Raw genomic sequence first — 16317 nt, 5'->3', positions numbered from 1 at the left:
GCTAAAATAAACAAGAAAACTCGCAATAGAAACCGCAGAACAGCTATTTTCCGGTATCATTTCATAAATCATTAAAGGAACAATAATGGCATTGAAGAATGCTTCTAAAAGGGGTGGAAATCATGTAAGGCACAAATTAACAAGTGACGGACAAAAGAAATAATAATACACTTGTTAAGGAGAAAAGATGTTAATAAGAAATTATCGGAAAAATATTGGCCTGATGGCCGGAGTTGAGTTTTTTGCTTTTTTAGGGATTACCAGTTTTTGGATTCTCTTTCTCAGTCAAAACGGCATGTCTCTTTGGCAGATTGGACTGCTAGAAAGTATTTTTCATACTACCAGTCTTCTCTGTGAAATTCCATCTGGAATGTTAGCTGATCGCTATTCCTATAAGACCAATCTTTATTTAAGTCGAATAGCAGGGATTGTGTCTTCCGTTCTCATGTTGGCTGGGCAGGGAAATTTTTGGATTTATGCGCTAGCTATGGCGGTGAGTGCCTTGTCTTATAATTTTGATTCAGGAACAAGCGCAGCAATGATCTATGACTCTGCTGTAGAGGCTGGACTGAAGGAGCGCTATCTATCCATTTCAAGCTTTATGTCAGGAGTAGCTGAAGGAACTCGGTCTTTGGGGACCGTTTTAGCGGGATTTTTTGTTCATGGTCAATTGCACCTGACCTACTATATCATGATTGCCACTTCTATCATAGTTCTTTTCCTGATTTGGATGCTGAAAGAACCTAGTGTCAAGCTAGAAAAAACTGATAGTGTGACCATGAAACAGATTATTTGGACTGTTAAGGAAGAGTTGGAGCGAAATCCCATGCTTTTCAACTGGATGATTTTGTCTCAGATTGTCGGAGTACTCATGTGCATGTTTTATTTTTACTATCAAAATCAGTTACCAGATTTAAGTGGTTGGCAAATTTCAGCAGTTATGCTACTTGGAAGTCTCTTGAATATCGTCGCAGTCTATCTAGCGAGTAAGATTGGAAAGAAATATGCTGCCTTGAAGCTTTTCCCTGTCCTCGTCCTGCTGACTGGAGTTACCTACCTGCTGTCCTACTTTGGAACACCTCTAATCTATATTTTGGTCTATTTGATTAGTAATGCTCTATATGCTCTTTTTCAGCCTATTTTTGACAATGATTTGCAAGAGCGGCTCCCAAGTGAAGTAAGGGCAACCATGCTGAGTGTTTACTCTATGATGTTTAGCCTGAGTATGATTGTCTTCTTTCCACTGACAGGGTGGTTAATTGACAATTTAGGCTTTGTAGTAACATTTCTTTATCTAGGATTCTTTTTAGTCATGATTAGCCTTCTACTGCCTGTATTTTTAGGAAAAATGGCTAAAAGAATAGATGATAAAATAATTCCATAGATTAAAAGAACTTACGAAAACTTGAGTGCCAAGCTCAGGTTTTTTAATAGGTTGATTTTGGAGCTGTCTTTAATTTTCTTGCTCGGTTTTAACTAAGAAAAATCTGTTTGCTTTGAAGGGAGAAATAGAATTGGTTTCTTATACTCAATGAAAATCAAAGAGCAAACTAGGAAGCTAGCCGCAGACAGTACTTGGGTACGGCAAGGCGACGCTGACAAAGTTTGAATTGGATTTTCGCAGAGTATTCTTATATTCACTTGTAATAAAGCAAGATAGATGGTAAAATAGACGAGTGAAAAAAAGACAAAACAAAGCAAAAAATAATCTACTGTGGCAGTATGGTCTAGGGATGACGATTTTGTTTGTGGTTATCAGTGCTTCCTTTCTGTATCTAGTGTTTCTGAGTATGAAACCTTATCAAACAGCTAAAAGTGAAGGAGAAAAATTAGCTCAGCAGTATGCAGGATTAGAGCAGGCTGATCAGGTTGACTTATACAATGGCTTGGAATCTTATTACAGCGTTCTTGGTCGTAATAAAAAACAAGAAGCACTTGCTGTCCTGATTGGGAAAGATGACCATAAGATCTACGTTTATCAGCTAAATCAAGGTGTTTCACAAGAAAAAGCAGAAGCGGTTTCTAAGGAAAAAGGAGCTGGCGAAATTGATAAGATTACTTTTGGTCGTTATCAAGATAAGCCAATCTGGGAAGTCAAGTCAGGCTCTGATTTTTATCTAGTAGATTTTGAAACAGGAGCATTGGTCGATAAGGAGGGCCTATGAAACTATCCAAGCGTGTTTTAGAAATGGAAGAAAGTGTTACTTTAGCTAGTGATGCGAGAGCAAAGAAGTTAAAGGCTGAAGGAAAAGATGTACTTTTCTTAACTTTAGGTCAGCCCGATTTCCATACTCCCAAAAATATTCAAGATGCAGCTGTTGCAGCCATTCGAGATGGACGTGCTTCTTTCTATACGGTAGCTTCAGGTTTGCCTGAGTTAAAAGCAGCAGTCAATACCTACTTCGAGCGCTACTATGGCTATTCTGTCGCAAGTAATGAGGTTACCTTTGCTACAGGTGCCAAGTTCTCCCTCTATACTTTCTTTATGGCTGTAATCAATCCTTTAGATGAGGTTATTATTCCAACTCCATACTGGGTTAGTTATGGAGATCAGGTCAAGATGGCAGAAGGGATTCCAGTTTTTGTTCAAGCTAAAGAAGACAATGATTTTAAAGTTACGGTGGATCAACTAGAACTAGTTAGGACAGATAAGACAAAGGTTTTGGTGCTAAATTCGCCATCTAATCCGACTGGTATGATTTACACTCGCGAGGAACTCTTGGCTATCGGAAATTGGGCAGTTGAACATGACATTCTCATCCTAGCAGATGATATTTATGGTCGTTTGGTCTATAACGGGAATGAGTTCGTACCAATATCTAGTCTATCAGAAGCCATTCGCAAGCAAACCATTGTCATTAACGGTGTATCAAAAGCTTATGCCATGACAGGTTGGCGGGTAGGTTATGCAGTGGGTGATCCAGAAATCATTGCTGCTATGAGCAAATTGACAGGTCAAACAACTTCTAACCTAACTGCTGTTTCACAATATGCAACTATCGAAGCCCTAACTGGACCGCAAGATTCTGTGGAAGTTATGCGTCAAGCATTTGAAGAACGTCTCAATACCATCTATCCACTCTTGTGTGAAGTCCCTGGTTTTGAAGTTGTCAAACCACAAGGAGCTTTCTATCTCTTTCCAAATGTCAAAAAAGCTATGGAGATGAAAGGTTATAGCGATGTAACAGCATTTACGACGGCTATTCTTGAAGAAGTTGGTCTAGCCTTGATTACAGGAGCAGGATTCGGAGCACCAGAAAATGTGCGCCTCAGCTATGCGACAGACCTAGACACGCTTAAAGAAGCGGTTAAACGTTTGAAAGCATTTATGGGTAGTGAGAATGATTGATCATTTTGAAATTAAGGTAAAGGATTTACAAATTTCAGAAGGATTTTATAGGAGTTTTCTCGCTCCTTTGGGCTATAAATTAGCTTTTAAGACTAGTTCTCTAATCAGTTTTCTTGCCCCAAATAGTCCTCATCCTGGTGGTGATTTTTGGCTGGCTCAGGGGACACAAGATCCTATTCACTTTGCTTTTTTAGCAGAAAATAAGGAAGAGGTTCAAGCTTGTTATGAGGCTGGCTTAGAGGCAGGTGGGCGAGACAATGGGGCTCCTGGTTATCGCAGTGAGCAACCGATTTACTACGCTGCTTTTATGATTGACCCAGATGGGAACAATATAGAGGTGGTTTGCCATAAAGAATAAAAAAGAAAAGGAAAAATAATGACAAAACGTGTAACGATTATTGATGTAAAAGACTATGTTGGTCAGGAAGTGACGATTGGCGCTTGGGTTGCCAACAAATCAGGAAAAGGGAAAATCGCCTTCTTGCAATTGCGTGATGGAACAGCCTTCTTTCAAGGTGTAGCCTTTAAACCAAACTTTGTCGAAAAATTTGGTGAAGAAGTGGGACTTGAGAAGTTTGATGTCATCAAACGCTTGAGCCAAGAAACTTCTGTTTATGTGACAGGAATTGTCAAAGAAGACGAACGTTCTAAATTTGGTTATGAGTTGGACATTACAGACATCGAAGTGATTGGTGAATCTCAAGACTACCCAATCACACCAAAAGAACATGGAACAGACTTCTTGATGGACAACCGTCACTTGTGGCTCCGTTCTCGTAAGCAAGTAGCTGTGATGCAAATTCGTAACGCTATCATCTACGCAACTTATGAGTTCTTTGACAAGAACGGCTTCATGAAGTTTGATAGCCCAATTCTTTCAGGAAATGCGGCTGAAGATTCAACGGAACTCTTTGAAACAGACTACTTCGGAACGCCAGCCTACTTGAGCCAATCAGGTCAGCTTTACTTGGAAGCAGGAGCTATGGCCCTTGGCCGTGTCTTTGACTTTGGTCCAGTTTTCCGTGCTGAAAAATCAAAAACACGTCGTCACTTGACTGAGTTCTGGATGATGGATGCTGAGTACTCATACTTGACACATGATGAGTCGCTTGACTTGCAAGAAGCTTATGTAAAAGCTCTTCTTCAAGGTGTTCTTGACCGTGCGCCTCAAGCCTTGGAAACCTTGGAACGTGATACAGAACTCTTGAAACGCTACATTGCAGAGCCATTCAAACGTATCACTTACGATCAAGCTATTGACCTCTTGCAAGAGCATGAAAATGATGAAGATGCTGACTACGAGCATCTTGAGCATGGTGATGACTTTGGTTCACCACATGAAACTTGGATCTCAAACCACTTTGGTGTGCCAACATTTGTCATGAACTATCCAGCAGCCATCAAGGCCTTCTACATGAAACCAGTTCCTGGAAATCCAGAGCGCGTGCTTTGTGCAGACTTGCTTGCCCCAGAAGGCTATGGAGAAATTATCGGTGGGTCTATGCGTGAGGAAGACTATGATGCATTAGTTGCTAAGATGGATGAACTTGGCATGGACCGTACAGAGTATGAATTTTATCTTGACCTTCGTAAATACGGTACAGTTCCACACGGTGGATTTGGTATCGGTATCGAGCGTATGGTAACCTTCGCGGCAGGAACAAAACACATCCGTGAAGCCATTCCGTTCCCACGTATGTTGCACCGTATTAAACCATAAGAATAGGAAAACGCCCATGTGGCGTTTTTTTCATAGAAATCTCTGGAAGCGAAAGGAAATATTATCAGGCATTCAAAACAGTGATAATATGCGGCTTTTCTGAAAATCTTTACTTCCTTTTCATATAAAATTGAGTTTTTGATAGAAACATACTACCAGTTGTTCAGAATAGAGTTTCGTATCTTAGTACATTGACCTTATTATTTAAAAACTTATCTATGTTCTATTTTCTTCAAATTGAAACGATAAATATATATAAGCATAAAACTTGAATTAGTAATAGTGGCATGATACAATATCAAGTAATATTGATAATTATTGGGCAACCCTTTTTAAAATGATAACCTCTTAATATTACTAAAAAATTTAAGGGGGGGGGGGGGTCTTTTTATTTGTCTGGATATTTCAATTCAATATTAAAAAATATGCATAAAGGAGGTTGTGACTCTAAATGAAGGGTAAACAACAAGATTTTAGAACGGAAAAGTATATTCGCTACGGTATTCGTAAATACAGTTTTGGAGCAGCATCAGTAGCGATTGCGGCTGGTTTAATGTTCTTAGGAAATGGAGCAGTTTCAGCGACAGAGGTACAAGGTGCAGAAACTATAGTAGCAGCAGCTTCAGCTGAAAAAACTGATCAGAATATTACAGAAGTAAAGCCAGAAACTGAAAAAAATGCAGAAGCAAAACCTGAAGTTAAAGCAGAAGAGACTAAAAAAGTAAATAAGGCTCCCCTTGAAGCAAGTATTGCTACTTTAGAATCTAAACTTTCAACTGCTAAATATGCGGACGCTTCAGTTGTGGCTAATGTTCGTGAAGCTTTAGCTACTGCAAAAGCTGTTTTAGCAAATGAAACTGCCAAGCAAGAAGAGGTAAATGTTCAAAAAGAGATTCTTTCTGCATTGAGAACAGTCGTAATTGAATCAAACAAACTAGGACTAGAGAAAGAACAAGCTGATAAGGATAAGGCAGCCAAAGAAGAAGTTGAAAAGAAAGCTACTCCAGCTGAAAAAGCTCTTTTAGAAGCTAACTCGGCACTCGACAAAGTTTCTTCAGAAGCTGATGTAACCAATACCCTTGCTGCTACAGAACTTCGTAAGAAGGAAGTAGCTGCAGAGAACCGAGCAGCAATTGAAGCAGCAGTAGCCAAGAACCAAGCTGTACTTAACGAATCAAAAGTGCTTTTAGCTGATAAGAGTGTCACAAAGGAACAAGTAGATGCTCAATTAGCTCGCTTAAATGAATCAATTCTTGCAGTTTACAGTGAACTTAAAAAAGCAGGAATTGACCGTGATGGGAAATTTGAGGTGGCCTTAGCTGATGTAGCTGAAAGAGTGGATGAAGCACCATTAACAGAAGCTGAACAAGCTGATCACTGGAAAAAATATGCTGAAAAAAATACAGAACGCTTAAAACACCAAATTAAATGGTTCGATATTACAAATAAAAATGCAGTAGTAGAAAACCTTGATGCAGGTGGGAAACTAAAAGTAGGAACGAAGTTCAAACAAGAATTAACACCTGGATATGTTGTAGAAATGGAAGTTACAGCACTTAAACCATTTAACTCAACTGACGTTTATAAAGAACGTGGAGGAGCAGGATATGATCCAGATGCTAAGAACGTGTATAAAGACGGTACACCAGCAGAAGTAAAAGTAGTTCGTCAAGGTGGATATTCTGTAGCAAAAACAAATGGAATTGATACAGGCGGAACAACAGTAATCCAATCTGTAAAAAATGGAGCAAACGTTGGGGTAGAATTTAAAGTTAAAGCGACTTTAAATGGTAAAGAAGTACCAGCGAACGTTGTATTCGCAACAGGGGAAGAAGCGGGTTCATCTGAGATTGAAATCTACAAAACAGATGGAGATGGCTTCGAATTAGTTACTGAATTATCGAACACCAACTATCGAGTACCAACTGCACGTTCTTATACTGCAGAATCATACGATAACCGTTATAACTTAACTCCAGTAGGAAACGGTCAAGGTCGTCAATTAGGGCAATCTTACACTATCGAAGGTTCAGGAAAACCAGCCTTTGCACCATTCATCGCTGATAAAGCAAAAGGATTCCGTTCAACAGAAATTACTGAAGAAACAGTATCGACAGTAACAGATAAAGATGGAACAGTTTATAGTGATGGTTTAGGAACACAAGTATTTGGACCAGCGGTTACTCACCGTGATTCTGGTATGTCTACACCAGTTGTTTTAACACGTAATGCTAAAAACTTAGGGGTTTATATCCTATCAAGTGGTCAACAAGGAGCTATGTTCGGATTCATGGTACTTGATGAAGGGGATGCTCCAGCTTCTTATGGTAAAGTAGGACACGCAATCGCAAAAGGTGCTGGAATTACACAACCTTACTTAGGTTCAAAAGAGCCAGATATTGATATCCGTACTGAAAAAATTACAGATGAAACAGCCTTCAAATATGATGATGTGAACGGTGAAGGTGGAGACGAAGGTGCTCGCCAATTAATGGGTGATAAAGTAGAAAAAGGCGATAACTACAAACTGAAAAAAGTTAATGACGGTACTTACTCAATGACATTTGACGCTCACTTAGGTGGCGGTAAAAATGCATTCGTAAATGGATGGATTGACTTTAACAACAATGGTAAATTCGACGAAAACGAAGGTGCTGGAGCTGTTGAAGTAACAAAAGATGGAGAAGTAACATTAACTTGGACAACTCCTGTTCAAAACGTAGATGTAACTGCGACTAAATTGGCAACTCGTTTACGTATCGCAAATGATAAAGCAGACGTTAAAGAAGCGACAGGAATTGCGTACTCTGGGGAAGTAGAAGACTTCCAAATCCAACAAACAATTCCACCACGTGGTACAAAAGAAGAAACTTACGATGTTCAAGGTGCGACTCAACGTTCAACTGTTCAGTTCAAAGCTTATGGAAACAAGGATTATAATTTCGAAGAAAAAGCATCTATTGACGAAACAGTTAAACCACAAATCGTTAAAGCAGATGGTTCAGTTGTAACAGATGCTGAATTAGTAGATGGTTACTATGTAGTACCAGGACAAGGTAAATACAAAGTTACAGCTAAAGGAAAAGACGTTAATGTAGAATTCGTTCCAGAAGCTACATTCGTTGGAGATGCAGACGGTATTACAATCCGTCGTACAGATACGAATGGTGCTACAACTGGATGGGGTAAAATTGGTAAACCAATCATCAACGGTGAAGGTGAAAACGGAGATCAACTAACACCTATCAGTGATCAAGTAACACCAGAAGGTGCCTCAGAAAAAGGGTCAATGGATGGACGTTATATCCCTCACGTAATGAAACGTGAAATCGTAGATGGAATAGAAAAATCTAACGATATTCAAGGGGCAAAACAAACAAAAACTCCTGAATTCAAAGACACTGCAAATAACAAGATTACTCCTTCAGAAGAATTCCCAGCTAAATTAGTGGATCCTAAAACAGGAAATCCAACGACTGAAACTGAAATTCCAGCTACAAAAGATGGTAAAACAATCGGTACTTATACGATTACTCCATCAACAGGTGAAGTAGTATTTACACCAAATAAAGACTTCATAGGTGAACCAGATCCAGTTAAAGTATCATTTACAGGTAAAGTTGGGGTAGACAAAGATGGAAACCCAGTAACTTCAACAGGTACAGTAACTTACCAACCAAAAGTTAAACCAGTCACACCGACTGCAGAAGGTGGAGAAACTACTAAACCTCAAGGAGTTACACAAGAAAAAGAAATTACATTTACAGCAGGTAAAAACAAAGTTACTTACTTAGATAAGAACGATAATAAAGTTGAAGTTGAAAAATCAGTTCCGATGAATCCTGATGCTTATACACTATTAGGTGAAGATGGACAACCAGCTACTGAAGTTCCAGCAAAAGATCCAAACGGAAACGTTGTGGGAACATACACACTTAACGTGGTAGATGGAGTACCAACTGCGGTATTTACACCAACAGATAAAACTTACGTTGGAGATGTTAAACCAGTAACAATCCAAGGTGAAGATGAAAATGGTACAAAAGCAACAGCTACGTACACACCACATATCACACCAGTAGAACCAACAGCTAAAGAAGCAGAATCTACTGCAAAACAAGGGGATACTCAAAAAGGAACTCCTACATTCACACCAGGTTCAGACACTTCAACAATGAAACCTGAAACATTAACACTAGTGGATGATAGTGGTAACCCAGTTGAGACATTACCAGCAACAGATAAAAAAGGTAATAAAGTAGGAGATTACACAGTAGATAAACAAACTGGAGAAGTAATCTTCACGCCAACAGATAAGAAATTCTCAGGTAAAGTATTACCAGCTCGTGTCCGTATGCAAGATTCAAACGGAACACCAGCAGAAACAACTTACACTCCAAACATTGTTCCAGTAGAACCACAAGGAGAACCAGCTGAATCAACAGCTCCTCAAGGTGTAGCTCAAGAAGGAACAGTAACATTTACTGGAGGAGAAGTTACAGTAAATGGTACAAAAGAAACAGTTGCGATTCAAGAAGGAAGTGCAAGACTATTAGATAAAAATGGTCAACCGTTAGCAGCGGATGCAGTGCAAGACGTATTTGATAAAGATGGTAATAAAATCGGGGAATACAGACTTGATCCGGCTACAAATAAAGTTACTTACACACCAACTGATGTAAACTATGTAGGTGCAGTACCACCAGCTGAAATTGGTGCGTTAGATAAGAATGGTACACTAGCAGTAACAACATATACTCCAAATATCACACCAACATACCCAACTGCAGAAGAAGCAACTTCAGTGGATGTTCAAGGTGCGGTTCAAAAAGGAACTGTAGAGTTCAAAGCAGGTTCTGATGTTGTCCTAATTGATAAATCTAAGACAACATTATTAGATGAAAACAATCAACCAGCTGAAAAAGTACCAGCTAAGAGCCCAGAAGGTAAAGTAATTGGGGAATATACATTAAACAAAGAAACTGGTGAAGTAACATTTACTCCAGATCCTACAGTACCGTATGCAGGTGATGTAGTTCCAGCAAAAGTACAAGCTCAAAATACAGCTGGAAGAACAGTAGAAACAACATATACACCATCAATCATTCCAGTAAACCCAAGTGCGAACCCAGCAACTTCAGAAGGACCACAAGGGGTAGAACAAACAGGAACTGTTGAATTTATTCCAGGTAACCCTCAAAAAGCTCCTGAAACACCAGCTCCAATCGATAAATCTACAATTAAGTTACTAGATAAATCAGGAAATGAAGTTGAAACAGTAACAGTAACGGATAAAGACGGTAAAGAAATCGGAGTTTACTCACTAGTTAAAGATTCAAACGGAGTGCCAACAGGTGAAGTGAAATTCACACCAACAGACAAAACATATGTTGGAAAAGTTGAACCAGTAACAGTACAAGCAAAAGATAAAAACAGTACTGTAGCGAAAACAACTTACACACCGAAATTCACTGGAGTAACGCCAACAGGAACACCTGTAGATTCAACAGGAATCCAAGGTAAAACTCAAGAAGGTACACCAACATTTACAGCAGGTGACGTGAAAGTACCAATCAAGATTGATGAAACTCAACCAGCGACCTTCTACAACCCGATTACAAAAGAACCAATTACAGAAACTGAAATTCCAGCTACTAAAGATGGAAAAGAAGTTGGTAAGTACAAAATCGATCCAAAATCTGGAACAGTAACATTCACACCAAACAAAGACTTCACAGGAACACCAGATCCAGTGACAGTACAAGCAAAAGATGCGAATGGAACACCAACAACAGCGACATATACACCAACAGTGACGCCGGTAACACCATCTGGAGAAAATACAACTTCACAAGGAGCTAAAGGTCAATCTCAAGAGGGAACACCAATATTTACTCCAGGAAACACTGAAGTACCAATCACAATTACAGAAGAGCAACCAGCGACATTCTACAATCCGGTTACAAAAGAACCAATTGCAGAAAAAGAAATTCCAGCAACAAAAGATGGAAAAGAGGTTGGTAAGTACAAAATTGATCCAAAATCTGGAAAAGTAACATTCACACCAAACAAAGACTTCGTAGGAACACCAGATCCAGCGACAGTACAAGTGAAGGATGCGAATGGAACACCAACAACAGCAACTTACACACCAACTGTACGCCCTGTAACAGAGTTTGTAGATAAAGATGGTAACCTAATTACTGTTGATGGAAATAATAATCCAGTAGAATCAATAGTTGATGGTAAGAAAGATAAGAAAGATATTCCGGGATATAAATTCGTAGAAACGAAGAAACTTCCAAATGGAGATACAGAACACGTTTACGAAAAAGTAAGTACATTCTTTAAAGATAAAGATGGTAACGAAATTAGTGAAAAAGGAACTGGAACAGTAGATAAGAAAGATATCCCTGAATATAGATTCGTAGAGACTAAGAAACTTCCAAATGGAGATACAGAACATATCTACGAAAAAGTAACTACATTCTTTAAAGATAAAGATGGTAAGGAAATCAAAGACAAAGAAAGTGGATCTGTAGATAAGAAAGATATCCCAGAATACCGCTTCGTTGAGACTAAGAAATTACCAAATGGAGATGTGGAACACGTATACGAAAAAGTAACAACGTTCTTCAAAGACAAAGATGGTAATGAAATCAAAGACAAAGAAAGTGGCTCTGTAGATAAGAAAGACATCCCAGGCTACCGCTTCGTTGAGACTAAGAAATTACCAAACGGAGATGTAGAACACGTATACGAAAAAGTAACGCCACCAGCTCCGACGCCAACACCTACTCCAACACCTACTCCAACACCATTCGAATACAAGGTCATCACAACTTATGTAGATGAAAACGGAGAATTAATCATTCCTAAAGAAGACGGAGAAAAACCAAGCAAGGAGTTGTCAGGTTATGAATTAGTGAAGACAGAAAAAGATGCCAATGGTAATGTCCGTCATGTTTATCGCAAGATTCAAAAACCAACTCCAGTTGAACCAAGTCAACCAGTTTCTCCACAAGAGCCAACAAGCCCTGAGAAACCAGCAGTACCTGAGCAACCAAAACAACCAGCAACACCTAAATATGTTGAAGGTCAAAAAGAGTTACCTAACACAGGTACAGAAGCTAATGCTAGTCTAGCTGCACTTGGACTCCTTGGAGCTTTGAGTGGATTTGGACTTCTTGCTCGCAAGAAAAAAGAGGACTAAAAACTCATAGTTTTTGAGAAGATGATTCGTCATCTTCTTTTTTTGGACCCCTATGGTCTTTGGCTTTTTTATATGAAGTTTGCATAAAACATATTTTGATATATATATTAAAAAATAATCTTTTTTTTGAAAAAAATAGACCAATTACTTAAAAATTACGTTGGAATATGATACAATTAACAAAATATATCTGTACTCGCGAGTGCATATATACACACATATATATATATAAGGTGGTAAACAATGTTTAAATTGTCGAGACAACAAAAAGATCATCGATATTTTTGTGGCAATAGATACGAAAAATATTCGATCAAAAAATTAAAAGTTGGTGCTGCGAGTGTTTTAATCGGGGCAGGATTTTTATTTGGTTATCATGTTGAAGCTAGTGAAAAAGATGCATCAATTGCAAATGTAACAGATAGTGGTTACAACAGAACTGGAACTGGTAATTCAGAAGTAGTAGACGCGCAAGAATTTGTAATGGTGACACATGAGAAACCAGGTGGTGTAGTAGAAGATGTAGCTATTTTAAAATCAAATTTTTCAGAAAATCTTGATCAATTAAAGAAAGATTATCCAGGATTTACTGCGACAAGCTTACAACTTGTTGGAACAAATAAATATAAAATTACTTATGTACCAGTTACTTCAACAAATCAACCGAGTTCAACATCAGAATCTGTAGCTAATACAGGAGAGGCTGGTACTTCAAATAGTACATCAGCTACTGCTAATCAAACACAACCAACTGTTGAAAATAGAGTCAGTTTACAAGGGCATCCTGTCGGAAGTCAGACAGAATATAATGTAGGAGAACAGATCATCTCAACATTTAGATTAGATGTATCAGCTCCTTCAAAATTAGAAGAAGGTTCTTATATTTTAGTGAATTTACCTGAGAATGAACCTATTACTGATGTACAATTTGGTACAGCTTTAAGAGTGGAAAAAGTAACGGATACACAGTATAAGATTTATACTGGAGAAGTTCCAAGTGGTTCTTATGGTAATTTCAATATTAGTTATAAATTTGATAAATATAGAACTGGCCGTAATTCTCAAACTTCTATCACTTCTCAAGTGATGGATAAAAATGGGAATCCAATTTCACCTGAAAAGACTACTAAGTCAGTGGTAGCAAATACAAATAAGAGTGGATATGCTAGTATTCATGTGGACAGTGAAAGTGGTGCTAGAGATTTAGCTTTATTTAACACAAATGCACCCGGCGACTCTATTGATGAAACTAAGAATAAAGAATTAGTTTTAAAATTAACGACATTAAATAAAGAAGTTGCTGCTGTCAATAAAATACAACATGCTATTACTTTACCGACAGGAGCTATAGTATCAGAAACATCTAAGAATGCAGGATGGACACAGGAAGGAAATATTGCTCGTTATACAAGAATAATACCAGATGCGAAACCTGTATTTGATCAAGGAAATAATACTAGTGATGATACACTTCGCTTAAACATGCGTCAAACAGGAACCTTAGAAGAGTTTCTTAAAGGAAAAGAATTTACTTTTACAGATAATGTAACTTATACAGATAAATCAGGAGAAACGAATACAAGTCAAGGGACAACTTCGTTAGTTGTGAAGGCTGTGAATCCATATAAAGATAACGGAGATGGAGCAACGCCAAATGTAGCAGGAGCACAACCTCCATTAGTAATTAATAACTATACTAATGAACAAAATCATGAAAATAGAGTGAATATAGCAATTCCTGGAATTAATACGGAAACAGATGATAAGAGAATTATTGTTTTCTGGAGAAGTGTAGATACTCCAACAAAAGTTAAGGAAGTTGAATTAACGATTGATAGTGATTTTGATCAAAAGAGATCAATTGAATTTTATGGGACTTGGAATAAGAATGGAGCATATGCAGCTTGGTATGCACCGGATAATCTAGGAACAAGTAATACTTTTGAAGTGTATACAGTGACTGGAACAAATGAAACAAAAATTGGAGAGATCGCATTTAAAAAGAATGGAGGTACTTCAATAGATTTACCTGAAGGTACAACCCGAGTTTTATTAAAGCCAAAAGGTGAAATGACATTTACAAATGATACGCTTAGTCAAGCGGGTATTTATTTACATCAAAACTTAAAAGGCTTAGAAAAAGCTAAACAAATGGTTTTAGAAGGAAAAGAAGCTAAGAGTATCGTTACTGCAAAAGTTTCAACTCAAGATACAGATGTGGTCAATACAAGTATTTCTAAAACGATTTTAGCAGATGCTAGAACAGCTTTAAAACTGACATCGAGAACTGGGAAAATAGAAACGGTTCTAGCAGGGAATAAAACACAATCATTAAGTTCTGGAATAGAAGCTTATGATTACTCACCTTCAGGTTTAGGGAATCGTGTATATAGTACATTGACATCACACTTTGCTACTACTGATAAAAAATTAGATTATCTTGGAGCGAAGAATCCTAAAATTATTGTGGAATTACCGGATGGCTTTAGTTATGCAGGAGATAGCCCACTTGTAACTAAAGATGATAATTATCAAAATACTGGTAAACGGGTATTGATTATTGATCCGAAGGATTCAAATACTCGTGAGAATGTAACTCCGAATTTAGAGTTTAATGTAGCACAATGGGTTCAAACAGGTAAGTATCGTTTGAAATATACATTAGTTTGGGATGAAAATAGATTCCTATATGGATTAAATCCTAATAATGAGTTTGATGGAGATAAGACAATTATCAATACATCAACTTTCACTTATGAAATTCCTGTAAGTAATACATCAGCGACACGATTACATGTAGATGTAACCGATAAAAATGATCAACGAGAAGGTTACACAACTTCGTTACAGAATTTAGCTCCAAAAACAGATGTGACATATCGTTTTACATTATCGAATACAGATAATTCAAAATTATCGAATAATGAAGTGCTTGTGACATTACCTAAACAAGGGGACAAGAATATTGTTGATACAAGTATAGCTCGTAATTCTGCATTTGATGTGGAAGCTACAGGAGAAGCAATAGCTCCTGCAGGATGGACAGCATACTACTCAACTTCTCCAATTAATGGAAATGCAAATGAAGTTGCTACAGCAACAACTTTAACAGCTGATCAAGTGACAGATTGGAGCAAGGTTACAGCAGTTAAGTTTGTTTCTAATCCAGGGACTACATTAAATCCAGGATTGTCAAATGAATTTTTAGTACCAGCAAGAATTTCTAAAGATGCAAAAGATTCACAGGTAGCTTATATTTCAGCAGCAGCAAAAACAAATGCAGAAGAAATATATAATGAGGCGAATGTAGCTTCTGTTACTATTAAAATAGAAAATATAAAAAATGGAGCTGTTAAAATTGCATATGAAGATATGCAAGGAAATACGATTAAACCAACAATAACAGCTATTGAAAAAAGAGCTTATACAAAAGATTATAATGTAGATACAGAAGAATATCGTCCTGATGAATTTACATATAATGGCATAGCGTATAGATATATGCGAGTCAAAGAAACTTCGGCTCCGGTTGAAGGTGTTATTAACAGTGAAGAAATTACAGTGACTTATGTTTATGATACTTTGTATGAAAATGTTCCAGAAACAAAAGTCATCACGCGTACAATTAAGTATGTAGATGCAAGCGACGAAACTACAGAAGTATCGCCAAAAGTTGTTCAGAATGTTACGCTAACAAGAACAAACAAGCGAAACAAAGTAACGAATGCACTTGAAGAAGGAACATGGTCACAAGGAAGTTGGGCAGAACAATCTTCACCAACCGTAGCAAACTATGGAACACCAGATAAACCAAGTGTAGCGTCAGTGGCAGTAACACCAACAATGGAAAATGCCGAAGTAGTCGTGAAGTATCCACAAGCAAAAGAAGACGAAGTAGAAACAAAAGTCATCACACGTACAATTAAGTATGTAGATGCAAACGACGAAACTACAGAAGTATTGCCAAAAGTTGTTCAGAATGTTACGCTAACAAGAACAAACAAGCGAAACAAAGTAACGAATGCACTTGAAGAA

General features: G+C 37.8%; 7 protein-coding genes. All 7 read left to right on the top strand.

The features are described 5' to 3' along the window. The first annotated feature begins 187 nt into the window (after window positions 1-187). On the top strand, window positions 188-1384 hold the full coding sequence (locus HT732_RS09500; protein ID WP_173254864.1) for an MFS transporter: 1197 nt from the start codon (window positions 188-190) through the stop codon (window positions 1382-1384). 292 nt (window positions 1385-1676) lie between these two features. Beyond that, window positions 1677-2165, top strand: coding sequence for a DUF5590 domain-containing protein (locus HT732_RS09495; RefSeq protein ID WP_000747243.1), 489 nt, complete (start codon window positions 1677-1679; stop codon window positions 2163-2165). Beyond that, entirely contained in the window at window positions 2162-3349 is a 1188-nt protein-coding gene (locus HT732_RS09490) for a pyridoxal phosphate-dependent aminotransferase (protein WP_173254862.1), read from the top strand. Before HT732_RS09495 ends, HT732_RS09490 begins: the two co-directional genes overlap by 4 nt. Then, on the top strand, window positions 3342-3707 hold the full coding sequence (locus tag HT732_RS09485; protein ID WP_155442716.1) for a VOC family protein: 366 nt from the start codon (window positions 3342-3344) through the stop codon (window positions 3705-3707). Before HT732_RS09490 ends, HT732_RS09485 begins: the two co-directional genes overlap by 8 nt. A gap of 15 nt (window positions 3708-3722) precedes the next feature. Continuing rightward, window positions 3723-5069 carry an asparagine--tRNA ligase gene (gene asnS / locus HT732_RS09480; protein WP_161683683.1) on the top strand — a complete coding sequence of 449 codons (1347 nt, stop codon included), beginning with the start codon at window positions 3723-3725 and terminating at the stop codon, window positions 5067-5069. 451 nt (window positions 5070-5520) lie between these two features. Further along, window positions 5521-12282 carry a GEVED domain-containing protein gene (locus tag HT732_RS09475; RefSeq protein WP_173254860.1) on the top strand — a complete coding sequence of 2254 codons (6762 nt, stop codon included), beginning with the start codon at window positions 5521-5523 and terminating at the stop codon, window positions 12280-12282. 243 nt (window positions 12283-12525) lie between these two features. Beyond that, window positions 12526-16317: YSIRK-type signal peptide-containing protein (locus tag HT732_RS09470; RefSeq protein ID WP_173254857.1), on the top strand; the 3792-nt coding region annotated here is incomplete at its 3' end.

Source organism: Streptococcus sp. 5346 (assembly GCF_013277455.1).
In the GTDB taxonomy this organism is placed as follows: Bacteria; Bacillota; Bacilli; order Lactobacillales; family Streptococcaceae; genus Streptococcus.
This window is presented reverse-complemented; position numbering and strand designations above follow the sequence as displayed.

Coding starts and splice junctions, on each gene's coding strand:
- HT732_RS09485 (WP_155442716.1), top strand. CDS start 3,342: ATGATTGATCATTTTGAAATTAAGGTAAAGGATTTACAAATTTCAGAA.
- HT732_RS09500 (WP_173254864.1), top strand. CDS start 188: ATGTTAATAAGAAATTATCGGAAAAATATTGGCCTGATGGCCGGAGTT.
- HT732_RS09490 (WP_173254862.1), top strand. CDS start 2,162: ATGAAACTATCCAAGCGTGTTTTAGAAATGGAAGAAAGTGTTACTTTA.
- HT732_RS09475 (WP_173254860.1), top strand. CDS start 5,521: ATGAAGGGTAAACAACAAGATTTTAGAACGGAAAAGTATATTCGCTAC.